At 70.8% G+C, this 23,950-nt stretch carries 25 protein-coding genes and 1 tRNA gene; 10 read left to right on the plus strand and 16 right to left on the minus strand.

The features are described from left to right. Nucleotides 1-29 precede the first annotated feature (29 nt). Together ETD85_RS06995 and ETD85_RS07000 are read right to left on the minus strand one after the other, a co-directional pair. Nucleotides 30-548, minus strand: a complete 519-nt coding sequence (locus ETD85_RS06995; protein WP_138688774.1) for a hypothetical protein — start codon at nt 546-548, stop codon at nt 30-32. Next, a complete protein-coding gene (locus ETD85_RS07000; RefSeq protein ID WP_138688775.1) occupies nt 548-1,147 on the minus strand; it encodes a DUF6286 domain-containing protein in 600 nt (199 codons plus the stop codon). The genes ETD85_RS06995 and ETD85_RS07000 overlap by 1 nt, the downstream gene beginning before the upstream one ends. Nucleotides 1,148-1,284: 137 nt before the next feature. On the opposite strand from ETD85_RS07000, the gene ETD85_RS07005 reads away from it, so the two are divergent. Beyond that, the gene (locus tag ETD85_RS07005; protein ID WP_138688776.1) at nt 1,285-2,478 is read left to right on the plus strand and encodes an amino acid deaminase/aldolase; all 1,194 of its coding nucleotides are present in this window, start codon (nt 1,285-1,287) and stop codon (nt 2,476-2,478) included. 131 nt (nt 2,479-2,609) lie between these two features. Here the strand turns inward: ETD85_RS07005 and ETD85_RS07010 are convergent, their stop codons facing one another. Further along, on the minus strand, nt 2,610-2,939 hold the full coding sequence (locus ETD85_RS07010; RefSeq protein WP_138688777.1) for a DUF3618 domain-containing protein: 330 nt from the start codon (nt 2,937-2,939) through the stop codon (nt 2,610-2,612). 150 nt (nt 2,940-3,089) lie between these two features. On the opposite strand from ETD85_RS07010, the gene bcp reads away from it, so the two are divergent. Continuing rightward, nucleotides 3,090-3,563 carry a thioredoxin-dependent thiol peroxidase gene (bcp, locus tag ETD85_RS07015; protein ID WP_138688778.1) on the plus strand — a complete coding sequence of 158 codons (474 nt, stop codon included), beginning with the start codon at nt 3,090-3,092 and terminating at the stop codon, nt 3,561-3,563. A 131-nt stretch (nt 3,564-3,694) separates the two neighbouring features. Then, nucleotides 3,695-3,777, plus strand: a tRNA-Leu gene (locus tag ETD85_RS07020). A 3-nt stretch (nt 3,778-3,780) separates the two neighbouring features. Here ETD85_RS07020 and ETD85_RS07025 read toward each other — a convergent pair. Together ETD85_RS07025 and ETD85_RS07030 are read right to left on the minus strand one after the other, a co-directional pair. Then, on the minus strand, nt 3,781-4,776 hold the full coding sequence (locus tag ETD85_RS07025) for an HNH endonuclease signature motif containing protein (protein WP_138688779.1): 996 nt from the start codon (nt 4,774-4,776) through the stop codon (nt 3,781-3,783). Nucleotides 4,777-4,906: 130 nt separating this feature from the next. Further along, the gene (locus ETD85_RS07030) at nt 4,907-5,539 is read right to left on the minus strand and encodes a hypothetical protein (protein ID WP_138688780.1); all 633 of its coding nucleotides are present in this window, start codon (nt 5,537-5,539) and stop codon (nt 4,907-4,909) included. A gap of 163 nt (nt 5,540-5,702) precedes the next feature. Here ETD85_RS07030 and ETD85_RS07035 point away from each other — a divergent pair, with 163 nt between their 5' ends. From ETD85_RS07035 to ETD85_RS07050, 4 genes are all read left to right on the plus strand, one after another. Then, on the plus strand, nt 5,703-6,869 hold the full coding sequence (locus ETD85_RS07035; protein ID WP_138688781.1) for a sensor histidine kinase: 1,167 nt from the start codon (nt 5,703-5,705) through the stop codon (nt 6,867-6,869). 14 nt (nt 6,870-6,883) lie between these two features. Further along, nucleotides 6,884-7,582 carry a response regulator gene (locus ETD85_RS07040; protein ID WP_240779003.1) on the plus strand — a complete coding sequence of 233 codons (699 nt, stop codon included), beginning with the start codon at nt 6,884-6,886 and terminating at the stop codon, nt 7,580-7,582. A 107-nt stretch (nt 7,583-7,689) separates the two neighbouring features. Further along, a complete protein-coding gene (locus ETD85_RS07045; RefSeq protein WP_240779004.1) occupies nt 7,690-8,442 on the plus strand; it encodes an ABC transporter ATP-binding protein in 753 nt (250 codons plus the stop codon). A gap of 1 nt (nt 8,443) precedes the next feature. Then, a complete protein-coding gene (locus tag ETD85_RS07050; protein ID WP_138688784.1) occupies nt 8,444-10,954 on the plus strand; it encodes an ABC transporter permease in 2,511 nt (836 codons plus the stop codon). A gap of 214 nt (nt 10,955-11,168) precedes the next feature. Here the strand turns inward: ETD85_RS07050 and ETD85_RS07055 are convergent, their stop codons facing one another. The 5 genes from ETD85_RS07055 to rph form a co-directional block, all read right to left on the minus strand. After that, the gene (locus tag ETD85_RS07055; RefSeq protein ID WP_138688785.1) at nt 11,169-11,438 is read right to left on the minus strand and encodes a hypothetical protein; all 270 of its coding nucleotides are present in this window, start codon (nt 11,436-11,438) and stop codon (nt 11,169-11,171) included. Then, nucleotides 11,435-12,625 carry a toxin glutamine deamidase domain-containing protein gene (locus ETD85_RS65545; RefSeq protein WP_240779005.1) on the minus strand — a complete coding sequence of 397 codons (1,191 nt, stop codon included), beginning with the start codon at nt 12,623-12,625 and terminating at the stop codon, nt 11,435-11,437. The genes ETD85_RS07055 and ETD85_RS65545 overlap by 4 nt, the downstream gene beginning before the upstream one ends. 128 nt (nt 12,626-12,753) lie before the next feature. Continuing rightward, complete coding sequence (locus ETD85_RS07065) at nt 12,754-14,430, minus strand: molybdopterin-dependent oxidoreductase (protein WP_379507331.1); 1,677 nt, start codon at nt 14,428-14,430, stop codon at nt 12,754-12,756. Nucleotides 14,431-14,476: 46 nt separating this feature from the next. Then, on the minus strand, nt 14,477-15,067 hold the full coding sequence (gene rdgB, locus ETD85_RS07070) for an RdgB/HAM1 family non-canonical purine NTP pyrophosphatase (RefSeq protein WP_138688786.1): 591 nt from the start codon (nt 15,065-15,067) through the stop codon (nt 14,477-14,479). Then, nucleotides 15,064-15,783: a ribonuclease PH gene (gene rph, locus ETD85_RS07075; RefSeq protein WP_138688787.1), complete on the minus strand. Its 720-nt coding sequence runs from the start codon at nt 15,781-15,783 to the stop codon at nt 15,064-15,066. Before rph ends, rdgB begins: the two co-directional genes overlap by 4 nt. Nucleotides 15,784-15,851: 68 nt before the next feature. Between rph and ETD85_RS07080 the strand changes: the two genes are divergently transcribed. Beyond that, entirely contained in the window at nt 15,852-17,090 is a 1,239-nt protein-coding gene (locus ETD85_RS07080) for an MFS transporter (RefSeq protein ID WP_240779006.1), read from the plus strand. On the opposite strand, the gene ETD85_RS07085 is transcribed toward ETD85_RS07080, so the two are convergent. The 3 genes from ETD85_RS07085 to ETD85_RS07095 form a co-directional block, all read right to left on the minus strand. Then, nucleotides 17,075-17,827, minus strand: a complete 753-nt coding sequence (locus ETD85_RS07085) for an MBL fold metallo-hydrolase (RefSeq protein WP_138688789.1) — start codon at nt 17,825-17,827, stop codon at nt 17,075-17,077. The two genes, ETD85_RS07080 and ETD85_RS07085, sit on opposite strands and share 16 nt — an antisense overlap. Further along, nucleotides 17,824-18,648: a glutamate racemase gene (gene murI / locus ETD85_RS07090; RefSeq protein WP_138688790.1), complete on the minus strand. Its 825-nt coding sequence runs from the start codon at nt 18,646-18,648 to the stop codon at nt 17,824-17,826. Before murI ends, ETD85_RS07085 begins: the two co-directional genes overlap by 4 nt. Before the next feature lie 113 nt (nt 18,649-18,761). After that, entirely contained in the window at nt 18,762-19,553 is a 792-nt protein-coding gene (locus ETD85_RS07095) for a thioesterase family protein (protein WP_138688791.1), read from the minus strand. A 157-nt stretch (nt 19,554-19,710) separates the two neighbouring features. Between ETD85_RS07095 and ETD85_RS07100 the strand changes: the two genes are divergently transcribed. Further along, complete coding sequence (locus ETD85_RS07100; RefSeq protein ID WP_138688792.1) at nt 19,711-20,037, plus strand: hypothetical protein; 327 nt, start codon at nt 19,711-19,713, stop codon at nt 20,035-20,037. Nucleotides 20,038-20,122: 85 nt separating this feature from the next. Further along, entirely contained in the window at nt 20,123-22,114 is a 1,992-nt protein-coding gene (locus ETD85_RS07105; protein ID WP_138688814.1) for a hypothetical protein, read from the plus strand. A gap of 69 nt (nt 22,115-22,183) precedes the next feature. Here ETD85_RS07105 and ETD85_RS07110 read toward each other — a convergent pair whose 3' ends face one another. The 3 genes from ETD85_RS07110 to ETD85_RS07120 form a co-directional block, all read right to left on the minus strand. Beyond that, on the minus strand, nt 22,184-23,131 hold the full coding sequence (locus ETD85_RS07110) for a PLP-dependent cysteine synthase family protein (protein ID WP_138688793.1): 948 nt from the start codon (nt 23,129-23,131) through the stop codon (nt 22,184-22,186). A gap of 1 nt (nt 23,132) precedes the next feature. Then, nucleotides 23,133-23,405: a MoaD/ThiS family protein gene (locus ETD85_RS07115; RefSeq protein WP_138688794.1), complete on the minus strand. Its 273-nt coding sequence runs from the start codon at nt 23,403-23,405 to the stop codon at nt 23,133-23,135. Nucleotides 23,406-23,545: 140 nt separating this feature from the next. After that, nucleotides 23,546-23,947, minus strand: a complete 402-nt coding sequence (locus ETD85_RS07120; RefSeq protein WP_138688795.1) for a M67 family metallopeptidase — start codon at nt 23,945-23,947, stop codon at nt 23,546-23,548. Between the last annotated feature and the right edge of the window lie 3 nt (nt 23,948-23,950).

Genomic DNA, 23,950 nt, shown 5'->3' on the forward strand with positions numbered 1-23,950 from the left:
CGCGCGGCCCGGCCGGAGGGCCGGGCCGCTCAGCGGCGGACGTGCAGGCGGACGAGCGTGGCCGCCTCGTCGTCGCGGACCTCGCGGCGGATCTTGCCCACGATGTCCTGGTCCAGCTTGCCCACCACGGCCCCCACGTCGGCGGCCGACGGGCAGGTCAGGCCGATGCGCAGGCCGTCCTCGCCGACCCGCACCGCCGCCCGGCCCAGCCCCTCCACGTTCTTGAGCCCGACGCACAGCATCGCGGTGCCCGTCCCGTTGTGGGCGCCGCGACGGCCCCAGCCCAGGCAGAGCAGCAGCCAGCGCAGCGCGACCAGAGCCAGCAGCAGCAAGCCGAGCGCCAGCATCCACAGCGGCCAGGGCTCCTCGGCGAGCACCCGGTAGGCCTGCGCGGGCAGGACCCTGGAGTTGGGCGGCAGGTCGAAGAAGCGGTCCTGGCCGCGCAGATACACGTACGTGCCCAGCGCCGCCAGCGTGCCTCCCACGACGGCCAGCCCGACGCGATTGCCCGCGTATTGCCGGATCGAGCGCCCGTTCCCGCTCGCCATCAGACCGCCTTCCTGCGCAGCCGGACCACGACCTCGCCGGTGCCGAGCGTGCCCACGCCCGCCAGCCGGTCCCCCACCGCGCTGCCCACCTGCCTGAGCATCGTGCCCGAGCTCTCCGCCCCCGTCACGACGGTGACCTCGATGGTACGCCTGCGCAGCCGTACCGAAGCCTTCTCCACCCCCGCCACCTGCTGGGCGGCCGCGCGCAGCGTGCGGCGGAGCCCGGAGCGGGTGATGCCGATGACGATCAGCGGGTCGGACGTCTCCACCGGCACCAGCCTGGAGCGGCCCGGCACCACCGCCAGCGCCAGCATCAGCCCGCCCGCGCCCGCCACGTACAGGGCGGCCTCGGACAGCTCCGGCCATGTGGTCTTGCCCGCGGCCTCGACGATCTCGTTCACGGGGACCCAGCCGAGCGGCTGCCCGAGCAGCCCCGACACCACCTCGGCGGCGGTCGCACCCAGTCCCGCGGCCAGCGCGAGCGCCACGGCGGCGCCCGGGACGGCACGGGCCGGCCTGAGGGCCCTGCTCGCCCTGCGCAGCCCGGTGTGCTGCGTGGTGACGCCGGCACCGGGCAGTATCTGCTGAAGCGTGGTCATCACAACAACAGACGTACATGGATCCCGCATCGCCTGAACCGCGCCCTCGCCGCCCATTTGCCCGAACATTACGGGGCCGCCGATTAATATGAACACCTCTCATATTCATTTGCCCCATATGCCGTTACGCTGCCGGTATGGATGACCGCCAGCGCTACGACAGCGCCACAGCGGCGCTCGAACCCCCGTTCGCCATCCTCGACCTGGCGGCCCTGCGGTCCAACGCGGCGGACCTCGTCCGGCGCGCGGCGGGCAAGCCGATCCGGGTGGCCAGCAAGTCGGTACGCAGCCGCCCGGTGCTCGAACGGATCCTGGCCATGGACGGCTTCCAGGGCATCATGGCCTTCACGCTGCCCGAGGCCCTGTGGCTCGTCTCGCACGGCTTCACGGACATCCTCGTGGCCTACCCCACGGCCGACCGGGCCGCACTCGCCGAGCTGGCCGGGGACACGCGGGCCGCCGAGCACATCACGCTGACCATCGACTCCCCCGCCCACCTGGACTTCATCGAAGCCGCCGCGTCCCGGGCGCACCCGCGCGCGGAGATCCGGGTCTCCATCGACCTCGACGCCGGATATATCGCCCTGGGCGGGAGATTCCGCGCGGGCGCCCTCCGCTCCCCCATCCGCGAGCCCGAGGACGCCGCCGACCTGGCCGCCGCCATCGTCAAGCGCCCCGGCTTCCGCCTGGCCGGGCTGATGGCGTACGAGGCCCAGATCGCCGGCGTCGGCGACGCCCCGCCCTCGAACGCCGCCTACACCCGCGCCATCAGGGTCATGCAAGCGCAATCAGCCAAGGAGCTCACCATCCGGCGCGGGCGCATCGTGAACGCCGTCCGCCGCGTCACCGACCTCGAGTTCGTCAACGGCGGCGGCACCGGCTCCGTCGAGCGCACCGTGCGCGAGAAGGCGATCACGGAGGTGGCGGCCGGGTCCGGGTTCTTCCATCCGAGGTTGTTCGACTTCTACCGCCACTTCGAGGGGCGCCCGGCGGCCCTGTTCGCGCTGCCGGTGGTGCGCCGCCCGGGCCCGGACGCGGTGACCGTGCTCGGGGGCGGCTACCTCGCCTCGGGGGCTCCGGGACCGAGCCGCCTGCCCCAGCCGTACCTGCCCGCCGGCCTGCGCTACACCCCGGACGAGGGCGCGGGCGAGGTGCAGACCCCGCTGCTCGGCCAGGCGGCCCAGGACCTGCGCATCGGCGACCGGGTGTGGTTCAGGCACGCCAAGGCGGGCGAGATGTGCGAACGCTTCGACACGCTGCACCTCATCGACGGCGACACCGTGGTGGAGTCGGCCCCCACCTACCGTGGCGAGGGCCGCACCTTCCTCTGACCTCCGGCGCCTGGCCTGCGGCTTCCGGCCTCCGGCGTCTGACCTCCGGCCTGCAGCCTGTGGTCTCCGGCGTCTGACCTCTGGCCGAGTCGCCAGCCGGGCGACGCTGACGACCGCCCGCCGGGCGGATGTCAGCGGCGCCTGCGTCGCCGCCAGAGCACGATCGCGGCCCCCACGACCAGCACCGCCCCGATCCCGATCAGCACCGGCGCCAGGTCGGGCCGCTCGTCCTCCCACACCCGGTCCGGATCATCCCCGTACTCGACCGGCCGCGGCGTCACGCCCAGCGCGTCCCCCACCGAAGCCACGAAGTGCCCGGCTCTGCTCTTGACGTCGGCCACCGTACGCTCGGCGACCCGCTTGGGGCTCACCCGGTCGGCAATGGCGTCGACCGTCTGCGCCAATTCCGCGCGCGTACGCGCGATCCGCCGCTCGAGCTCGTCGGGATCGGTGTCAGCCATGGCTCTCCTCTCGACCGTACGCGTGGTCGCGCCCGCTCCGCGTGCCGTGCGAGCTCCGTCCGTTCTGGTCGTGATCAGTCTGTCAGGTCAGGGCGCCGTACGGCACGGCGGCCAGGCCGGTAGGTTGGCGGGAAGAACTCAGGAGGGCCATTGACCGAAACCAAGCTCGCGCCCGGCGACGCCGCGCCCGAGTTCACGCTACCCGCCGCCGACGGCAGCACCGTCTCCCTGGAGACCTACCGCGGCAAGCGAGTGATCCTCTATTTCTACCCTGCCGCGATGACACCCGGCTGCACCAAGCAGGCCTGCGACTTCCGCGACAACCTCGGCCAGCTCACCGGCGAAGGCTTCGTCGTGCTCGGCGTGTCGAAGGACAAGCCGGAAAAGCTCGCCAAATTCGTCGAACGCGACGCCCTGACCTTCCCCCTGCTGTCGGACCCGGAGCTGGCCGTGCACCAGGCGTACGGGGCATACGGCCCCAAGAAGCTGTACGGGAAGCTGATGGTGGGCGTGATCCGCTCGACGTTCGTCATCGACGGCGACGGCAAGGTGGAGCAGGCCCTCTACAACGTGAAGGCGACCGGCCACGTGGCCTCGCTCAAGAAGAAACTCGGCCTCTCCTGACCCACCACGCGGGCCCCCTGCGCGGGGGTCCGCGCCGGCCCGGCGAAGCCGGCCGCCCCATCGCCGCAGACGCCTCTCCTCCCCCTGCTCGGAGCGCTAGAATGACTCAGGCCCGCTCAGGCGGGGGTTGCGCGGGCGTGGCGAAATGGCATACGCGGCAGGTTTAGGTCCTGTTGGTGGAAACACTGTGGGGGTTCGAGTCCCCCCGCCCGCACACCTACGCGCCCGACCTGCCCCTGTTGCGGCCGGCGAATGTCGCCGTCTGCGAATGACAGTTGGGGCACAGCAACCTCAGGTTTTCCCGGCGATTGTCGAGCGGGTCTCCGTTGAGATGATCGACCTCCAGCGTCAGCGGCTCCCCCTGCCAGCTGTCGCCGACACCGCACTTCGCACAGTCTGCGGGCACCCCGATCTCGCTCAGGGCCCGGCGCAGCACCCTGCCTGGCGTGCGACCCGTGCCGTCCGGGCGTCGCACGAGAACGGCCGCAGGATCCCGGCGCGGTATGCCCATCACCGAGCTGGTGAGCTCCCGGTCGAAGTGGGACGTGTCGATGGCGTACCGAGCGATGCACCGCAGCAGCCGCCGCCGGCTCGTCTCTCCGACCGGCAGGTCGAGCCGGCGCATCATGGACGCCACCGAGCGTGACTCCCGGGCCGCGGCTTCGACCTCTTCCGCGCCGAGCCGGACCCGCCGGAAGCCGCTGGGCTCGTCGAGACCGAACGAGCGGAGCTGGCGGCGGACCTCCTCCCGAGCTCTCCCGGACTCGGCCGCTCCCAGACGCCGCAGGATTTCACGCATGCTCCTCGCGCCCTGCACGGCCGCTTCGAGAGCCTCTCGATCGAACTCGAGAGGCGCGGCCGGTCGGCGGCCGGGAAGGTGGGAGAAGTGCGATATGTCGATGCCGAAAGCTTTGATGCGGCGGCTGATATGCGAATGAGCGCCGCCGCTGCGCGGAATCTCCAGGCGGTCGAGAACTTCGTTGACGCTCGTCGACACCGCAACCGCCGCGGACAGGCGCTCGATCGTATATTTACTCCGCGGTGTGCGCCGGAAATGACTGGTGTCGATGCCGAGCGCGGCTATCCTCCGCTGCAGGCTTGCCCGCCGGCCGCCGGAGCTCCCCAGGCCCAGCAGGGACAGGACCTCCGTCACCGACCGAGCCTGGCTGACGCATCGGGCCAGCTCTTCTGGCGCGGGATCGCTGTTCGACATGCACGCAGACTAGGGATGGCCACCGACACTTTTCCGGAAACCGAACCTACCGCTTTTCGATAACCCGACGTTTCGCGAAATGAACTGATTTATCGCGTCAGCCAGGCTCAATAATGCCTCGGCGGCAAACCTAACCCGTGCGGGTCGGCGCGGCAGTGAAGGTCGGGGTGGGAGGTGGCGCGACCGACATGGTCGGGACCGGTTTCGGCACCACGTACGGCGGAGCGACGCAGTAGACCCCGTCCGGCCCAGGCCGGCAGCTCGGCTCGATACGCTGCGGCTGCGGATAGGGGTAGACGCCCTCCCGGCGATGCCCGAAGCCCGGATACTCCTCCCAGTACGCCGGGCGCACGTCGTCCCGGTCCCCGAGGTTGCTGACGACCGCCACCGTGGTGCCGCCGATCAGGGCCCCGAGCACGAGGCCGAGCAGCCCCGCGCCGATGATCTGGGCCGGCTTCTGCCGGACGAAGTCCCTGAAGGAGTCCGAGCGCGGCGGCGCCCCATAAGCCGGCAGTCCGGGCATGGTGTGCGCGTTCGACAGGTAGTCCTGGTGGGAGCCGGGGGCCGTGCGTGTGGCTCCGGGTGGCTCGCTTCCTGCGGCCTGCCCGTACCTCAGCCCGACGAGCAGGCGCTCCCGCTCGTCGTCCGGCCGATCCCCGGCGGGATCCTGGGCCGGGTGCCGGGTTGTGGTCTCCGACGGGGTCGGGTCGCGCGGTGCTTCCTCTTCACCGCGCGACCCGGCGTCGCGATCATGATCCGCCATCACGATCTCCCTTTACTCACCCGCTAGGGGCGCTCCCGATAGATAGGATGCCGAACCCACCGTAAGCCTGGCGTAAGACCTGAACCATGTAAGACCTGGGTCGTAGTCACACTTCACCCTCCAGGCGGACCAATGCCGCTCTGGGCCTACATATCGTGATGATGTGTTCGGCAAGGTACGGGCGTGGTCGAGACGCCATGAGAAGCTGGCAGGCGCCTTCCGCGTCGCGCCGCTCGCCGTGTTGTGCTTGATCATCGCGGTCCCCTACTCGAGCCTCGGCCCGCCCGGCAGCGATGCCTTCCTCAGCCTGGGCGGCTACCTGGCTCTGTCGGCGACCCTGCTGGTGCCGCTGACCTGGCGCGACCGGCCGCTCGTCGCGTTCGCCGTCATCTCGCTGATCAGCTTCGGGCAGTGGCTCGCGGACTTCGCCCCGATGCCCGCGAACCTCGCCGTCCTGATCGCGCTCTGGACGGTGGCCTACCGGTGCTCGATCCGCTGGGCGCTGGCGGCGGGGCTGGTGGCGGAGCTGGGGACGTTCCTGGCGCTGGTCCAGTGGAACACGGTCACGCCCGGCATGTTCTTCAGCGGCTCGATCTTCGTGGTCACGGTCTGGCTGACCGGCCTGTACGCCAACACGCGCAGGCGCTACCTGGAGGGCCTGGAGGAGCGCGCCGAACGGGCGGAACGCGAGCGGGACCAGCAGGCCAGGATGGCCGCCGCCGCCGAGCGGGCCAGGATCGCCAGGGAGCTGCACGACGTCGTGGCGCACAACGTCAGCGTCATGGTGGTGCAGGCCGACGGCGCGGGCTTCGCCATGGACAGCGATCCCGAGCAGGCCCGCCTGGCCGTCAGGAACATCTCCAAGACCGGCCGCGCCGCCCTCGCGGAGATGCGCAGGCTGGTCGGCGTCCTGCGCGAGAACGAGAGCGGGGCCACCGACTACACCCCGCAGCCCGGCCTCGGACAGCTCGAAGAGCTCGTGAACGGCTCGGCCGTGCCCGCCCTGCTGCGGATCGGCGGCGTGCCCGGCGAGCTGCCCGAGGGCCAGCAGCTCACCGTCTACCGCATCGTCCAGGAGGCCCTCACCAACGCGCTCAAGCACGGCGGCCCGGGCGTCCGCGCGATCGTGGAGATCGACTACGGCTCCGAGCTGGTCGTCCGGGTGACCGACGACGGCCGGGGCGCGGCGGCGCCGGCGAGCGCCGACGGCCACGGCCTGATCGGGATGCGCGAGCGGGTCGGCATGTACGGCGGCGCCATGTCGGCGGGTCCCCGGCAGGGCGGCGGCTTCGAGGTGCTGGCCACGTTGCCCGTGGTCAGAGCGGCGTAGAGGAAGGCGGCCGGGTGATACGTGTCATGCTCGTCGACGATCAGCAGCTGCTGCGCGCCGGGTTCAGGATGGTGCTCGGAGCGCAGCCGGACATCGAGGTGGTGGCGGAGGCCGGGGACGGCGCCGCGGCGCTGGAGCTGCTCGCCGGCATCGAGGTGGACGTCGTGCTCATGGACGTCCGCATGCCGAACATGGACGGCGTCGAGGCCACCAGGCGGATCAGGGGGCCGAAAGTGCTGATCCTGACCACGTTCGACCTGGACGAGTACGCCTTCTCGGCGATCAAGGCGGGCGCGGCCGGGTTCCTGCTGAAGGACGTGCCGCCCGCCGACCTGGTCGACGCCATCAGGCTGGTGCACGCGGGCGACGCCGTGGTGTCGCCGGGCACGCTGCGCCGGATGCTGGACCGCTTCGCCGCGCAACTGCCCGCCGAGGAGCTCTCCGCGGCGACCGACCTGACGCCGCGCGAGCGCGAGGTGCTGCTCATGGTGGCGCGCGGGCTGTCCAACACGGAGGTCGCCGCCCGGCTGGAGGTCGCCGAGGCGACCGTGAAGACGCATCTGGGCCGGGTGCTGGCCAAGCTGGGGCTGCGCGACCGTGCCCAGGTGGTGGTGTACGCGTACGAGGCCGGCATCGTCGTGCCGTCGCATCGGCCGATCGGACAGGCACCCGGGAGCCCGTCCGGTGGCCGGCCTCATCAGCCGAAAGTCTGACCGGGGTCGTCCACGGTCCTACGCGAAGTCCCTCCTCAGGACCCATAGATCCCGAAATTTCCACTCCTAGCGTGGTTCGCGTTGATAAATCACGACAAGGAGTGACCGTGACGCTCACCGAAACCCGGCGCCAAGCCCCGCCCGCCGTCGTGGCCAAGGACCTGACCAAGGTGTACGGCGACGGCGACGCCCGGGTGCACGCCCTGCGCGGCGTGGACGTGTCCTTCGCGACCGGCGCGTTCACCGCCATCATGGGCCCGTCGGGCTCCGGCAAGTCCACCCTGATGCACTGCCTGGCCGGGCTGGACACCGCCACGTCGGGCACCGTGCACATCGGTGACGTGGAGCTGACCGGCCTGAGCGACCGGCAGCTCACCCTGCTGCGCCGGGAGCGGATCGGGTTCGTCTTCCAGGCGTTCAACCTGCTGCCCACGCTGACCGCCGAGCAGAACATCCGGCTCCCGCTGGAGATCGCCGCCCGTCAGGCGGACCAGCCGCTGTTCGACCGGGTGATCGAGACCGTCGGGCTGAGGGACCGGCTCGCGCACCGGCCGAGCGAGCTGTCGGGCGGCCAGCAGCAGCGCGTGGCCGTGGCCAGGGCCCTGATCAGCAAGCCTCAGGTGATCTTCGCCGACGAGCCCACCGGGAACCTCGACTCCCGCAGCGGCGCCGAGGTCCTGTCCTTCCTGCGTACGTCGGTGCGCGAGCTCGGCCAGACCATCGTCATGGTCACGCACGACCCGGTGGCCGCGGCGTACGCCGACCGGGTGGTGTTCCTGCGCGACGGCGCGCTGGTCACCGAGATCGCCGCGCCGACGCCGCAGTCCGTGCTGGACACGCTCGTGAAGCTGGAGGCGTGAGGTGCTGAAGACGGCACTGGCCGGGCTGCGCGCGCACAAGCTGCGGCTGCTGCTCACCTCCTTGGCGATCATGCTGGGCGTGGGCTTCATCGCGGGCACGTTCGTCCTGAACGACACCATCCAGGCGGGCTTCTCCCAGCGGGTCACGGCCGACGCGGGCAAGGTGGACGTCGTCGTGCTCGCCAAGGGACCGGACGGCGTGCTGCCCGAGCGGGTCCTCGACCGCGTACGCGCGCTGAACGGCGTCAGCGAGGCCCAGGGCCTGATCCGCGACAGCGCGCCGCTGCTGGGCAAGAACGGCAAGACCGCCGGGAACGCCCCCACCACCGCCCTGTCGGTCGTGCGCGGCCCGCTCGACCGCACCGCCATCGTCTCGGGCACCGGCCCCGGCACCGACGACCAGGCCGCCGTGCTGGACGAGAACACCGCCAAGGCCCAGGGCTTCCAGGTGGGCGACACGATCACCGTGCTCGACAGCCGCCAGGCCCCGCACCGGTTCAAGCTGGTCGGCCTGCTCGACCCCGGCGTGGACCAGGAGCTCGCCTACACCGGCGCGCTCGGCTTCACCACGGCCACCGCTCAGCGGATGACCGGCGCGAAGGGCTACCGCGAGATCGACGTCGCCGGGACCGCCCCCGGGCTGGAGCAGGCCGTCAAGGCGGCCGTCGGCGACGGGTACGTGGTCAAGACCGGCGCCGAGCTGGCCGCCGACCTGGCCGGGGCGGCCGGGGTGGAGATGCAGTCGTTCACGCTGGGCCTGCTGATGTTCGGGATCGTCGCGATGATGGTGGCCGCGCTCGTCATCTACAACACCTTCAACATCCTCGTCGCGCAGCGCACGCGGGAGATGGCGCTGCTGCGCTGCATCGGAGCGACGCGCGGGCAGGTGTTCGGCTCGATCGTGCTGGAGTCAGTCGCGGTCGGGGCGCTCGCCTCCGTGCTCGGCCTGGCCATCGGGTACGGCCTGGCCGCACTCACGCTGACGGTGCTCGGCGCGTTCGACGCCCCGCTGCCCACTGACGCGGACGTCGCGCTGACGCCGGCCACGATCGCGATCGGCCTGGCCGTGGGCCTGCTGGTCACGCTGGGCGCGGCCCTGCTGCCCGCCAGGTCGGCGACCCGGGTCCCGCCCATCGCGGCGCTGCGCAGCCAGGTGGAGGAGCAGACGTTCAGCGCCGGGGTGCTGCGCGGGGTCTTCGCCGCGCTCTTCCTGGTGGCCGGGCTCGGCACGACCGCCGTGGGCATGCTGGCGTTCGAGCCCGGTCAGGAGATCGCGCTCTTCGTCGTGATGGCCGGGGGCGCGCTGACCTTCCTGGGCGTGCTGATCATCGGCCCTACGCTGATCAGGCCGCTGAGCGCGGTGGCGGGCTGGATCCCGCGCAAGGTCTTCGGGGTGCCCGGCCGGCTCGCGGTGGACAACTCGGCGCGCAACCCCAGACGGGCCGCGACCACGACGGTCGCGCTGACGATCGGCGTGACGCTCATGACGCTGATCTCGGTGGTCACCGCCTCCACCAGGCTGACGATGACCGCCAAGCTCGACGAGCAGTTCCCCATCGACTATCTGCTGGCCAGCCAGGCCCGCGACTCCGTCATCCCGAGGTCGGTGGCCCAGGAGCTGCGTACCAGGCCGGAGCTGGCTTCGGTGGCGCTGATCCGCGAGGCCAGGGCGGGCGTGGCGGGCATGGCGGGCGGGGGTGAGCGCAGCCGCTTCGACGTGGGCACGTACAGCGGGCCGATCGAGCCGTACGTGACGGCCGGCTCCATGACGGGCTTCGGGGCGGGTCAGGTGGCGCTCGACGAGCCCGCCGCCAGGCGGCTCGGCGTGCGGGTCGGCGACTCGGTGTCGCTCACGACGACGAAGGCGGGCGAGGTCACGCTGCGGGTGGTCGCGCTGCTCGACGGGGTCCAGTCGCAGCTGCCGCCGGTCACGGTCGCGGAAGCGCCGTTCGACGCCTACTTCGGCGCGGTGCCCGACTCCCGCGTGCTGATCGGCATCAAGGACGGCGTGCCGCCGGAACGGGCCCGCGCGGTGGTGGACGCCGCCACCGCGGCCTATCCCGTCGTGCAGGTGACGAGCTCGACGGAGGTACGCGGGCAGTTCGACGAGACGCTCGACATGATGCTCATGATCATCACTGGGCTGCTCGGGCTGGCGATCCTGATCTCGCTGCTGGGCATCGCGAACACGCTCTCGCTGTCGGTGCACGAGCGTACGAGGGAGTCGGCGCTGCTGCGGGCGCTGGGGCTGACCAGGGCGCAGCTCCGGAGCATGCTCTCGATCGAGGCACTGGTGCTCGGGGTCATCGGGGCGCTGGTCGGAGTCGCGCTCGGGGGCTTCTTCGGATGGGCCGCCATGACGGCGATGCTGAGCGATGCCGTGTTCTCGGTGCCCGTGGTGCAGATCGTGCTGTTCGTGGCGCTGTCGGGGCTGGCCGGGGTGCTGGCCGCCGTCCTGCCTGCCCGCCGTGCCGCGCGGGCGTCGATCGTGGGCTCCCTGGCGACGAACTGACCCGGACGAAGTTCTCTTAGGCGAATAAAACCGAAATATCCGGATAGAGGGCATACGGGCTGCCCCGGTGCGTATTCGCCCGCCGCAGCCCGTACGCGGAGGGTCGGGCGTCTCATGGGGGCGGCGCCCGGCCTTCTCCCGGCCCGCACAGCCACCTCGGACGCGGCCGCTGATCCCCCGGACCCGCACCACCGTGGACGGCCCTCGGCCGGTCTCAGCGGGGCGTGCGGCCGGGCCAGAGGTCGGCGACCGTCTCGGGGTCGAGCAGCGGCCGGGCCACCACCTCACCCGTGGCCCGGTCGATCACGATGCACGCGCCCCCGACGGTCTCCGGCAGCCTGGCCGGATCGTCGGGGTCGAGCTCCCGCACCCAGGCGACATATCCGTCCGCGAACCCGTGCACCCCCACCGGCAGCGCCTCGCCCGGCGGGCGCACCCCGTTGAAGTACTCCTCGGCCAGCGCCCTGGCCTGGTCCAGATTCATCGCGGCCGTCCCCGCCGGTCGAGTATCACGCAGAACACCCCGGTCACCGTCGTGTACGGCGGCTCGACCGACATGTGGCCCCGCTGGGCGTCGATCCAGATCACCTCGCCGCCGGAGTTGACGGCGTTCCAGGCGTGGGAGCCACCGCCCGGCCAGCGCACCACGATGACGGCGCTCGCCCCGTGCCCGGCATCGAGCAGCCGGCGCGCGATGATCGGGTAGGCGTGCCGGCCCTGGCCCAGGTACTGCAGGCGCTGCCCGACCCACTGCTCGATCCGGTGCACGCTGCCCCGCTCGCCGGTCAGCGCCGGACGGCCGATCCTGTCGTACTCGGGCAGCCTCGGTGCGGCGGTGGCCGGCTCGCCGTGCCAGGTGGACAGCACGGCCAGCGCGCAGTCGGCGGCGTTGGAGGCCCTGAACGGGTCGTCGGCGGGCCCGCCGCCGTTGACCAGCCGGATCCAGGTGCCGCGCGGGTCGGGGAAGCGGACGCCCGGCGACAGCGCCTCGGCCAGGTCCCGCTCCACCTGCGGGTCCGGCTGGGCCAGCCCGCCACGCACGCCGTACGGGCGGCAGTCCGCCAGCCTCGGCGGCCGCTCCGGCAGATCGAACCAGTCGTCCGCCAGGGCGGTCTCGCCCGGTTCCCGGGCCGCACGGGCCTTCCCGGAGTCCCTGGACCCTAGGGGGTCAACGGTCTCGACCAGGCCGACCGACCCGGCAGACCCGGCAGACCCGCCCGGCCCGACCGGCCCGACCGGCTCGACGGACCCGACCGACCCGACCGGCTCGACGGACCTCCCGAGCTCGCCAGGCTGCGCGAACTCCCCGAACTCGCCGAACTCGCCACCGAGATCGCCCAGCCAGAAGCCGTCAGGCGCGTGCCCGCCCTCTAAGGTGGCCCAGCTCTCCTGGGCCTTCAGCGGAACGGCACCGGGGCCCCCACCAGAGCCACTGCCTGCACCGCCGTCGGCGCCGAAGGGTGGACGGGCGGCGGCGGTGCCCGGCTTGGAGCCGGAATCGGCGCTGGAGCCGGTGTCGGGGCCGAGCTTGGAGTCGGTGTGCGTGCCGGGATCGGCGTCAGGGTCGGCGGCCGACTCGTAGTCGAGCCATCGCACCCCTTCGCCCACCACCGGGTTGTACTGCCCGTCTGGAAGGACCCACCGGACGCTCGGCTTACGCTCGCGGGACACGGCTGCCTCCTGTCGTACTCGACGACCGATCGTAGAGGGACCACCGTGACAGGGAGGCGAAGTCAGGAAGATTCGCCGTCCGAACCCCACGCCCTACCTGGGCAAATCACCTGAACCGCGACGAACGCTCAGGCGACCTTGACCGTGATCGTGTGCCAGCCGGTGGCTCCGTCGGGCGCGGGCGGCGCCTCCTGCTCCACCTGGGTACGCCCGGCGGCATCGGTCGCCCGCACCTGGATCGTGTGCTCCCCCGGCGTGAGGTCCCAGTCGATCGACCACTGCCGCCAGGTGTCCGGGCCGGGCACCTCGGCCAGCTTCGCCTGCCGCCACTGCTCGCGATCGACCCGCACCTCCACCGCGTCCACCCCGGTGTGCTGCGCCCACGCCACCCCGGCGATCGTGGCCCGCCCGGCCTTCAGCGAGTCGCCCGACTTGGGCACGTCGATCCGCGACTGGGTCTTGATCGGGCCCTTGGCCGCCCAGCCGCGCGGCGTCCAGTACGCCTCGTCCCGGTCGAACCTGGTCACCTTCACGTCGACGACCCACTTGGTGGCCGACACGTACCCGTAGAGCCCCGGCACCACCTGGCGCACGGGGAAGCCGTGGTCCACGGGGAGCGCCTCGCCGTTCATCGCGATCGCGTACAGCGCCTCGCGGCCGTCCATCACCACGTCCACGGGGGTGCCACAGGTGAAGCCGTCGGCGGAGGTGGACAGGAGCATGTCGGCGTCGGAGCGCAGCCCGGCCCGGCGCAGCACCTCGGACATGCGGACGCCCAGCCAGCGGGCGTTGCCGGCGAGCTCGCCGCCGACCTCGTTGGAGACGCAGGTCAGCGTGATGTCCGCCTCGGTGAGCGGCATCTTCAGCAGGTCGGCGTACGTCAGCTCGACCGGCCGGTCGACCAGGCCGTGGATGCGGAGCTTCCACTCGTTCGGATCGACCTGGGGGACGACGAGCGCCGTATCAACCCGGTAGAAGTCCTGATTTTTCGTAAAGAACGGGGTTATGCCGTTGATGCGGAGGTCCGCGCCCGCCGGGACGGGCTTGGCGGGCGTCGCCGGCTTGGGCAGCGCCAGGCTGACCCGCGCGGCGTCCACCGCCTGCCGCCCGCCGAGCTGGCGGCCGATCACGGCGGCCGCCCCCGCGACCACCACGCCACCGGCGACCCCGGTCAGCAACCTCCGCCGATCGAAGGCCCGCAGATCCGCCCCCGCCCGCATCACAGCCGGCCATTCGACCTCAGCCGGCCGCTCAACCCCAGCCCGTGGCTCAGCCTCGGCCGGCCGTTCAGCCTCAGCCGGTGGCTCGACTTGAGACGGCCGCTCGGCTGTGCCGGCGGGCGCGGCGGCGGCGGCCGGCGTGCTCACGGTTGCGCGGCGGAGGAGCCAGAGCAGGGCCCAGGCGCCGACGGCCACACCGGCGACGGTCGGCAGCGCGTCCAGCATCCCCGCGTCCGGCCGGGTCAGCACCGCGAGCAGCCCGACCACCCCGAACGCCGCCAGCCCCGCGACGCCGTACGCGGGCCTGCGCCGCGCCAGCACCCCGATGAGGGCGGCGATCAGCGCGAGCACCACGAGCACGCCCCCGACCAGGACCGTCTTGTCGTTCTCGCCGAACGTCGTGATCGCGAAGTCCTTGACCGGCGCCGGCGTCAGATCGACGGTCACATCGCCCACGGCCACGACGGGAAACGTCTCGGGCCCGACGAGCCCGGCCACGAGCTGCGCGACCCCCAGGGCCACGCCCCCGGCCACCAGTCCGGCCAGGGCTCCCGCCCAGGCGGGCACCATCTCATTCCTCTGCACAATGCGAAGGTACGTCGCCCAGGGCCAAGGGGTTCTTACGCGATGGTTACGAGCTGAGCAGCTCTCTGACGATCGGCGCCAGCGCGCGGAAGGCGCGGCCCCGATGGCTGATGGCGTCCTTCTCCTCCGGCGCGAGCTCGGCCGTGGTGCGCTCGTCGCCGTCGGGCACCAGGATCGGGTCGTAGCCGAACCCGTTGGTCCCCCGCGGTGTGGTGACCAGGCGGCCGGGCAGCAGGCCCTCGACCGCCACGGACTTCCCCGACGGCAGCGCCAGCGCCGCGACGCAGGTGAAGTGGGCGGTCAGCCGGTCTTCGGGCACGTCGGAGACCTGCGCGAGCAGCAGGTCGAGGTTGGCCTGGTCGTCACCGTGCCGCCCCGCCCAGCGGGCGGAGAAGACGCCCGGCATGCCGCCGAGCACGTCGACGCACAGCCCCGAGTCGTCGGCGACCGCGGGCAGCCCGGAGCCCTGCGCCACGGCATGCGCCTTGAGCAGGGCGTTTTCCTCGAACGTGACCCCGGTCTCGGCGATCTCGCCGATGGCGGGGAACTCCTCCAGCCCGACGATGTCGAACCCGTCCAGGATGCGCCGCAGCTCCGCGATCTTGCCCGGGTTGCGCGTGGCCAGCACGATCTTCATGAGCTCAGGGCCTCCTGCTGGATCAGGGTGAGCTCCTCACAGCCGGCGACGGCCAGGTCGAGGAGCTGGTTGAGGGCCGCGCGGTCGAAGGGGGCGCCCTCGGCGGTGCCCTGCACCTCGACGAAGCTGCCCTCGCCGGTCATCACGACGTTCATGTCGGTCTCGGCGGCGACGTCCTCGGTGTAGCAGAGGTCGAGCAGCGGCACCGAGCCGACCACGCCGACGGAGACGGCCGCGACCGAGCCGATCAGCGGGTCGCCGGGGCACATCCGCCGCTCGCGCATCCAGGCGACGGCGTCGGCCAGCGCGACATAGGCGCCGGTAATGGCGGCGGTCCTGGTGCCGCCGTCGGCCTGCAGGACATCGCAGTCGAGCAGAATGGAGTTTTCGCCCAACGCTTTGTAATCGACGCAGGCGCGTAGCGAACGTCCGATCAGCCGAGAAATCTCATGGGTCCTGCCGCCGATTTTCCCGCGGACCGATTCGCGATCGTTACGGGTATTGGTCGCCCTGGGCAACATGGCGTATTCGGCCGTAACCCAGCCCTGCCCGCTGCCCCTGCGCCAGCGGGGCACACTGTCCTGAACCGACGCCGCGCACAAGACCCTGGTGCCGCCGAATTCGACCAGCACCGAGCCCTCGGCGTGGGTGAGCCATTGCCTCGTGATGGTAATGGGGCGGAGCTGGTCAGGGTTGCGGCCATCCTGTCGGGACATGCAGTTCACCCTATCTCCGAGCCGCGACACTCTTGACCAAATGTGTCCGCGACATGGATCCTTACGCAATGACAACGGGGGTGTTGCGAAACCCTGACTTCCTCCGGTTCCTCAGTTCGCACGTCGCGAACGAACTCGGGGCGAATATCTCACGCGTGGCACTCCCGCTGGTGGCCGTGCTGGTTCTGCATGCCGGTCCGGCGGAGGTCGGGCTGTTGTCAGCGCTGCAGACGACCGCGTTCCTGCTGATCGGCCTGCCCGCGGGGGTGTGGGTCGACCGGATGCGCAAGCGCCGCGTGCTGATGGGATCGGATCTGGCCAGGTTCGCGCTCATCGGGAGCCTACCGCTGGCGGGCGAGTTAGGGCTGCTGTCGATCGGGGTGTTGTTCGTGGTGGCGCTGCTGGTGGGGGTGGCGCAGGTCTTCAACGACGTGGCGGATCCGACGTACCTGCCGGAGCTGGTCAGCACCGAGCAGCTCAGCGACGGCAACTCCAAGCTGGAGGTGGTGCGGTCGGGGGCGTTCCTGGCCGGGCCCGGCCTGGGCGGGCTGCTGGTGCAGTTACTCGGGGCGCCGCGCACGCTGGTCGCCACCGCGGTGGCGGGGCTGGCCTCGGTGCTCTTCCTCAGCACCATCAAGGCGCCGGACAAGCCGCCGACGGTCACCGAGCACACGCCGCTGGTGCGGGGCATCGCCGAAGGGCTCGGGTACATGTGGCGCGACCGGCTGCTGCGCATGTTCGTGGCGACGACGGCGACCGTCAACCTGTGCATCAGCGCGGTGCTCGGCCTGTCGGTGCTGTTCCTGGCCGAGGAGGTCGGGCTGGCGCCGGGCATCATCGGCCTGCTGCTCATGTCGGGCGGGGTCGGCGGCCTGATCGGCGGTCTCTCCGGCGGCTGGCTGTCCAGGAGGTACGGCAATGCCAGGATGACGTGGCTGGCGGTCGTCCTGGGCTCGCCGGTCGGCCTGCTGCTGCCCATGACGCAGGCCGACTGGCGGGTGGTGTGCTTCGCGATCACCTCGATGGTGCTGTCGTGGAGTGCGGCCCTGTCGAACGTCGGCCAGGTCACCTACCGGCAGACGGTGACTCCCGACCACCTGCTCGGCCGGGTCAACGCGTCGGTGCGGTTCGTCGTGTGGGGGCCCATGGCGCTGGGCGCGCTGCTCGGCGGTCTGGTCGCCGAGCAGATCGGCGTGCGGGAGGCCCTGTGGGTGTTCATGGTGGGCCGGCTGCTGGCCTTCGTGCCGCTGCTGTTCTCGCCGCTGCCACGCATGCGTGACTTCACGCAGGCTCAGGCGAGGTCGTAGACGGCGCCGCTGCGGGCCAGCTCGACCGGGCCGTCGTAGCCGCCGCCCGCGGCCTGTTCGAGCACGGTGGCCTGGTCGTTCCACGGGACGAGGTGGGTGAGCACGAGCTGGCCGACACCGGCCTTGGCGGCGTGCTCGGCGGCCTGGCGGCCGGTCAGGTGCAGGCCGGGCGGCAGGTCGGGGCCGTCCAGGAAGGACGCCTCGCACAGCAGCAGGTCGGCACCCGCGGCCAGCTTGACCAGCTCGCTCGACTCGCCGGTGTCGCCGGAGTAGGCCACGCACTTGTCGCCGTTCGCGACGCGGAAGCCGTACGCCTCGACCGGGTGGTTCACCTGACCAGCGGTGACGGTGAAGGGGCCGACCTCGAACGTGCCGGGCGCCAGCCCGATGAAGTCGAAGGCCGTCTCAAGTCCGGGCTCCTCCGGCATGCCGTACGCGGCCCACAGCCGGCGCGGCGCGTCAGCCGGCGCGTAGACGGGCAGCAGGGGGTACGGCGCCGCCGGCCCGTACGTCCGGGCCACGTGATAGGCGCAGAGATCGAGACAGTGGTCGGCATGCAGATGGGTCAGGCAGATCGCGTCCACGTCGTAGAGCCCGATGTGGCGCTGGAGCGCGCCGAGCGAGCCGCTGCCGAGGTCGAGCAGCATCCTGAACCCGTCGGACTCGAGGAGGTAGCAGGATGCGGGGCTGTCCGGCCCGGGATAGCTGCCCGAGCATCCGACGATGGTCACCTTCATGTGGGCCTCCCGTTAAAGGTAGTACCCCCCACTGGTGCGACTTCGACCACATCGATCTCCGGGCCCAGAAAACGTCGCCCGAGCCGGGCGAAGAGCAGAGAGTCGCCGGTGGCGCGGAAGCGGTGCCGGGGGGTGGCCTCGCCTCCCGCCGCCAGGTCGCGGTCGTGCAGGATCCGATAGACGTCCTTGGCCGTCTCTTCGGCGCTGGAGACCAGCGTGACCCCGTCACCGGCGACATAGGAGATGGCGCCGGTGAGGAGCGGGTAGTGGGTGCAGCCGAGGATGAGGGTGTCGCACCCCGCCGCCCTGATGGGCTCCAGGTATTCGCGTACGACCTCGATGAGCTCCTCGCTCGTCGTCTCTCCTCGTTCGACGTACTCCACCAGGCGTGGGGCGGCCACGCCGGTGAGCTGGACGTCGGGTGCCGCGGTGAAGGCGTCGTGATAGGCCATCGAGTCGATGGTGGCCCTGGTGGCGATCACGCCGACCCTTCCGGTGCGGGTGGCTCGCACCGCGCGCCTGGTGGCGGGCTGGATCACCTCGACGACCGGTACGTCATAGCGCTCGCGGGCGTCGCGCAGCACGGCGGCACTGGCGCTGTTGCACGCGATCACGAGCATCTTGACGTCGGCCTCGACGAGGTGATCCATCACCTCCAAGGCGTAGGCACGCACCTCCGCGAGGCTTCTCGGCCCGTACGGCTGACGGGCCGTGTCGGCCACGTACGTGATCGATTCGTGGGGCAACTGGTCGATGATCGCTCTGGCGACCGTCAAGCCGCCGACCCCGCTGTCGAAGATCCCAATACTCGCGTCCGGCACGCATTAGAGGGTAGGCGACCTGCACGATCAACACTGCGTAAGAATGCTCACAGGTGCGACTCGTGAGCATGATGCGGTGTTGTCTTTGTCACATCCCCGCATGTGAGAGGCGCTCAGCCGCGTCCCACCCGGGCGAGCTGGCGCGCCTGGGCGACGAGCCGGCCGGTCGAGTCGCGCACCTCGACCTCCTCGTCGAACCACCCGTCGGAGATCAGCCGCCCGCTGCCGAGCAGGGTGAGCCAGCCGGGCGCGGGCAGGGCGCGCAGGTGCCAGGTGAGGTCCACGGTGGGCGCCCAGCCCCGCATGCCGGCCGAGAACACCACGGGGGGCAGCGCGTCCACGGCCAGCGCCAGCACGTACGGGTCCGCGTCCTGGGGCTCGGTCATCCTGAAGTACGCCCGCGACTCCGGCCGGCCGGACGGCTCGCCCTTCAGCCAGCCGATCGTGGGCGGGTCGAAGAGCAGCTCCATCTGGGCGTTCAGCGTCATGCCCGACTCCGGCTTGGGGATCGGCAGCTTGACGCACTCCTCGATCGGCGGCATGGCGGCGGACGGCGCGTCGGCGTAGACCGGCTCCACCTCGTTGAGCGTGGCGGTGGTGATCAGGCCCTCGATCTTCGCCGTGCCGTCCTGCACGAGCGTGGCCCGGGCGAAGGCGGCCGTCCTGCCCGCCTTGAGCGGCTCCACCCTGACCTGCGCGGGCCCGGGGACCGGCGCCTTCAGGAACTGCGCGGTCGTGCTCACCGGGTGCTCGAACGGGGTGGCGTCCACCGCCGCCCGCAGGATCACGGCCATCAGGTAGCCGCCGTTGAGCGGGCCGCCGATCGAATAGCCGGGGTCCAGGCACACGTCATAGGTGTTCTCGTCGACCCGGATCGCCTGCGTGGCCTCGTCGAACTTGGTCATCCGCGCCTGCCTCAAATCTGGAACTATATTCTAGTAACCCCATACCTTACGGCGGGCCGCGCCCGGCGGCCTAGCGCAGTACCGGGATCTGTCCGGCGGCATCCCGCTATCAGCGCGCCTACCTGCGAAAACGTGATTCGACTGAGAAAGTTCGATCATGGCAAGTGTCACCGAACTCATCGGTCAGTCCGTCTGGGACTCCAATGGGGTGTGGGTCGGTTTCGTGGTGGACATCCGGGTGGTGAAGCACAAGGGCGAGCTTCAGCAGAGCCACACGGTCTACGGTCTCGTCGTCTCGAGCCTGCGTGCTCCGCTCCTGCTCGGCCTCACGCGCGACCGCCATGGACGCTCCGCGTGGTTCTCACGGATGCTGGCGCGGATCGTCTACGCGGGGTGCACGTTCGTGCCGTGGGAGAGCGTGGCCGACTACGGCGGCGGCGAGGTGCACATCGACGTGCTCAGAAATGAGCTCAGCCGGGTCTGAATCGAACTTCAGTACATTGCAAGCGGCCATCTAGCAACATCAGCTACCTTCTCTGTGGTCAAAAGTCCACATTGTGAGTTGAGTGATGTCTGCGAATAATCCCCCATATGGCCAGGATCCTGACCGGACCACGGCGTACAACTGGAATCAGGGGCAGCAGCAGGAGCACCCCGAGACGATGCCGCTGTCACAGCCGTACCCGCCGCAGCAGCCATACCAGCAGCAGGACCAGTACGGCCAGCAGCCCGCGCAAGGGCAGGGGGGCTATGGTCAGCAGCAGCCGTCCTATGGCCACCAGCAGCAGCCGTACAACCCGCAGCCGGCCTACGGCCAGCAGCCTTCCTACGGCGCTCAGCAAGGCTACGACCAGCAGGGATACAGCCAGCAGGGGTACGGCCAGCAAGGATATGGCCAGCAGGGCTACAGCCAGCCGAGCCAGCCGAGTCAGCCGAACTGGCAGCAGGGCCAGCAGCAGCCGCAGGACCAGTACGCGCAGGGCGGCTGGCAGCAGGAGCAGAGCTGGCAGCAGCAACAGCAACCTCAGCAGGGCTGGCAGCAGGAGCAGCAGGGCTGGCCGCAGGACCAGTACGCGCAGGGCGGCTGGCAGCAGCAGGGCCCCGAGGGCTTCGGCCCCGGCGAGCCGGCCAAGAAGGGCCGCAAGACCTGGGTGATCGCCGCCGCGGCGGCGCTCGCGGTGGTGCTGCTCGGCGGCGGCGCGGTGTGGGCGGTCGGCGCCATCGGCGGCGGCGGCACGCAGCCGAACGACGTCCTGCCCGTCAACTCGATCGCCTACGCCCGGATCGACCTGGACCCGGCCGCGAACCAGAAGCTGGCGCTGTTCCAGCTGGCCAGGAAGTTCACGGTCACCAAGGAGTCCTTCTCCGGCGAGGACCCGCGCAAGGCGCTGTTCGACTCTCTCAACGCCGACTCCGACAACAAGGTCGACTTCGCCAAGGACGTCGACCCGTGGCTGGGCAACCGGATCGGCGTCGCCGCCGTCCCCTCCGGCAAGGAGGAGCCCGACTACGCGGTGGCCGTGCAGATCAAGGACGAGGCGCAGGCCAAGACCGGCATCGCCAAGCTCATGGACGGCGACAAGTACGGCATCGCCTTCCGCGACGACTACGCGCTGATCACCGAGACGCAGCAGCTCGCCGACAAGTACGCGCAGGCCGACGGCAGCCTCGCCGACAACGCCGAGTTCAGCGACGACATGGGCGCGGTGGGCGAGCAGGGCGTTCTGTCGTTCTGGGCCGACCTCGGCGGCCTGATGGACCTGGCCAAGAAGGAGGTCACCGCCGACCAGGCGGCGTACCTCGACAAGATCAAGAACGCCCGGTTCGCCGGCGCGCTGCGCTTCGACAGCGCCTACGTCGAGCTGGCCGGCGTCGTACGGGGCGCCAAGGGGATGACCCCGGAGGGCGACCTGCCCGTGGCGAACATCGGCACGCTGCCCGGCACCACGGCCGGCGCCCTGTCGATCTCCGGCCTCGACCAGATCGTCAAGAAGCAGTGGGCCGAGATCGAGAAGCAGGCCACGGCGGCGGGGGCCGCGGAGGTCAAGCAGCTCCTCGATTCCGCCAAGACGCAGTACGGGCTGGAGCTGCCCGGCGACCTGGCCACGGCCGTCGGCCAGAACCTCACGATCGCCGTGGACAGCCAGGGCCTGGACAGCGACCAGATCAAGGGCGGCGTGCGCATCGTCACCGACCCGGCCAAGGCGCAGGCGATCGTCGACAAGATCCAACAGGCGATGACCGCCAGCGGCCAGCCCGCGCCGCAGATCGCCAAGGTCGCCGGCGACGGCGTGTTCACCGTGGCGACGACGGACGAGTACGCCAAGAAGCTCGCGGAGGAGGGCACGCTGGGCGAGTCGGAGACGTTCAAGACGGCCATCGCCGACGCGGACGACGCCAGCTACGCGCTCTTCGTGGATCTGGACAAGGTGGAGAACCTCTACCTCAACTCGATGTCGGGCGACGACAAGGCCAACGCCCAGGTGCTCAAGGCCGTCGGCCTGAGCGGCAAGCTGAGCGACAGCGAGGCGTCGTTCTCGCTCCGGCTCCTGGTGAACTAGCGGGTCACGACCCGAACGGCGAGGGGCGGCCGGTTCCCGAAGAACCGGCCGCCCCTCCGCACGTCGTCCTCAGGCCCAAAGCTGGCCTTCCAGCCGCTCTTCCGCCTCTTCCAGGGTGCCCTCGTAGGCGCCCGTGGACAGGTATTTCCAGCCGCCGTCGGCGACCACGAACGCGATGTCGGCGCTTTCTCCCGCCTTGACCGCCTTCTGTGCCACCCCCAGCGCCGCGTGCAGGGCCGCGCCCGTCGAGACCCCGGCGAAGATGCCCTCCGAGGTCAGCAGCTCGCGGGTGCGCCGCAGCGCGTCGGCCGAGCCGACCGAGAAGCGGGTGGTCAGCACGGACTCGTCGTAGAGCTCGGGGATGAAGCCCTCGTCCACGTTGCGCAGCCCGTAGACCAGCTCGCCGTAGCGCGGCTCGGCGGCGACGATCTGCACGCCGGGCACCCGCTCGCGCAGGAACCGCCCGACGCCCATCAGCGTCCCCGTCGTGCCGAGCCCGGCCACGAAGTGGGTGATCCCGGGCAGATCCTCCAGGATCTCCGGGCCGGTGCTCTCGTAGTGGGAGCGCCAGTTGGCCGGGTTGCCGTACTGGTAGAGCATCACCCAGGAGGGGTTCTGGGCGGCCAGCTCCTTGGCGACGCGCACGGCCTCGTTGGAGCCGCCGGCGGCCGGCGAGGAGATGATCTGCGCGCCCCACATGCGCAGGAGCTGCCGCCGCTCCTCCGAGGTGTTCTCCGGCATCACGCAGATGAGCTTGTAGCCCTTGAGCTTGGCCGACATCGCGAGCGAGATGCCGGTGTTGCCGCTGGTGGGCTCCAGGATCGTGCAGCCGGGCGTGAGCAGCCCGTCCTTCTCCGCCTCCTGGATCATCCAGAGCGCGGGCCTGTCCTTGATCGACCCCGTGGGGTTGCGGTCTTCGAGCTTCGCCCAGATCCGCACGTCGGCGGACGGCGACAGCCTCGGCAGCCCGACGAGCGGGGTGCCGCCGACGGAGTCGATCAGCGAGTCGAACCGCATGTCACCCGCCGGCCACGGCGGGGAGCACGGTCACCGTGTCACCGTCGGAAACGGGCGTGCCGAGGCCGCCCAGGAAACGCACGTCCTCGTCGTTCAGGTAGACGTTGACGAAACGGCGTAGGGCGCCCTGGTCCACCAGGCGGTCCTTGATGCCGGGGTGCCGCGACTCAAGATTGCTGATCAGCTCTTCGAGGGTGGCGCCCTCGGCGTCGACGGCCTTGGCGCCGTCGGTGTAAGTGCGCAGGATGGTCGGAATGCGAACCTCGATGGCCATCGCGGTCAGTCTCCTCAGGTCATGTCTTCGTCCCATCGGCAGCAACGCCGACGGCTGGATGTGGATTCCAGGTCAGCGACAGTCGTAGACGACGACGGTGGGAGTATGCGCGAAGAGGAAGCTCTGCACAGCCCTGACCATCATGGGAGAAATCTTACCTCTTCCTCCGTAATCACCCCGTCGAGGATCCGGTACGACCGGAACTCCGTCTCGTCCTCTTCCCGCGTGGAGACCAGGACGTAGTGGGCCTCGGGCTCGGAGGCGTAGGACACGTCCGTACGCGACGGATAGGCCTCGGTGGCCGTGTGGGAGTGGTAGATCACGACGGGCTCCTCGTCGCGGTCGTCCATCTCCCGCCAGACCCGCAGCTGCTCCATCGAGTCGAAGCGGTAGAAGGTGGGCGAACGCTCGGCGTTCTCCATCGGGACGAACCGCTCGGGCACGCCGCCCTTGCCCGCGATGACGCCGCACGCCTCGTCGGGATGATCGGCCCGTGCGTGCGCGACGATCTTGTCCACCAGTTCCTGCGAGATCGACAGCATGCC

It is taken from the genome of Nonomuraea zeae (genome assembly GCF_005889725.1).
GTDB lineage: Bacteria > Actinomycetota > Actinomycetes > Streptosporangiales > Streptosporangiaceae > Nonomuraea > Nonomuraea zeae.

Excerpts from the sequence above, each read along its gene's own strand:
- ETD85_RS07100 (WP_138688792.1), top strand. The coding sequence starts at position 19,711 with ATGGCAAGTGTCACCGAACTCATCGGTCAGTCCGTCTGGGACTCCAAT.
- ETD85_RS07115 (WP_138688794.1), bottom strand. The coding sequence starts at position 23,405 with ATGGCCATCGAGGTTCGCATTCCGACCATCCTGCGCACTTACACCGAC.
- ETD85_RS07085 (WP_138688789.1), bottom strand. The coding sequence starts at position 17,827 with ATGAAGGTGACCATCGTCGGATGCTCGGGCAGCTATCCCGGGCCGGAC.
- ETD85_RS07025 (WP_138688779.1), bottom strand. The coding sequence starts at position 4,776 with ATGTCGAACAGCGATCCCGCGCCAGAAGAGCTGGCCCGATGCGTCAGC.
- rdgB (WP_138688786.1), bottom strand. The coding sequence starts at position 15,067 with ATGAAGATCGTGCTGGCCACGCGCAACCCGGGCAAGATCGCGGAGCTG.
- ETD85_RS07000 (WP_138688775.1), bottom strand. The coding sequence starts at position 1,147 with ATGACCACGCTTCAGCAGATACTGCCCGGTGCCGGCGTCACCACGCAG.
- ETD85_RS07005 (WP_138688776.1), top strand. The coding sequence starts at position 1,285 with ATGGATGACCGCCAGCGCTACGACAGCGCCACAGCGGCGCTCGAACCC.
- ETD85_RS07055 (WP_138688785.1), bottom strand. The coding sequence starts at position 11,438 with ATGAATCTGGACCAGGCCAGGGCGCTGGCCGAGGAGTACTTCAACGGG.
- ETD85_RS07010 (WP_138688777.1), bottom strand. The coding sequence starts at position 2,939 with ATGGCTGACACCGATCCCGACGAGCTCGAGCGGCGGATCGCGCGTACG.
- rph (WP_138688787.1), bottom strand. The coding sequence starts at position 15,783 with ATGTCCCGACAGGATGGCCGCAACCCTGACCAGCTCCGCCCCATTACC.
- ETD85_RS07095 (WP_138688791.1), bottom strand. The coding sequence starts at position 19,553 with ATGACCAAGTTCGACGAGGCCACGCAGGCGATCCGGGTCGACGAGAAC.
- ETD85_RS07030 (WP_138688780.1), bottom strand. The coding sequence starts at position 5,539 with ATGGCGGATCATGATCGCGACGCCGGGTCGCGCGGTGAAGAGGAAGCA.
- ETD85_RS07120 (WP_138688795.1), bottom strand. The coding sequence starts at position 23,947 with ATGCTGTCGATCTCGCAGGAACTGGTGGACAAGATCGTCGCGCACGCA.
- ETD85_RS07110 (WP_138688793.1), bottom strand. The coding sequence starts at position 23,131 with ATGCGGTTCGACTCGCTGATCGACTCCGTCGGCGGCACCCCGCTCGTC.
- ETD85_RS06995 (WP_138688774.1), bottom strand. The coding sequence starts at position 548 with ATGGCGAGCGGGAACGGGCGCTCGATCCGGCAATACGCGGGCAATCGC.
- ETD85_RS07105 (WP_138688814.1), top strand. The coding sequence starts at position 20,123 with ATGTCTGCGAATAATCCCCCATATGGCCAGGATCCTGACCGGACCACG.
- ETD85_RS07080 (WP_240779006.1), top strand. The coding sequence starts at position 15,852 with ATGACAACGGGGGTGTTGCGAAACCCTGACTTCCTCCGGTTCCTCAGT.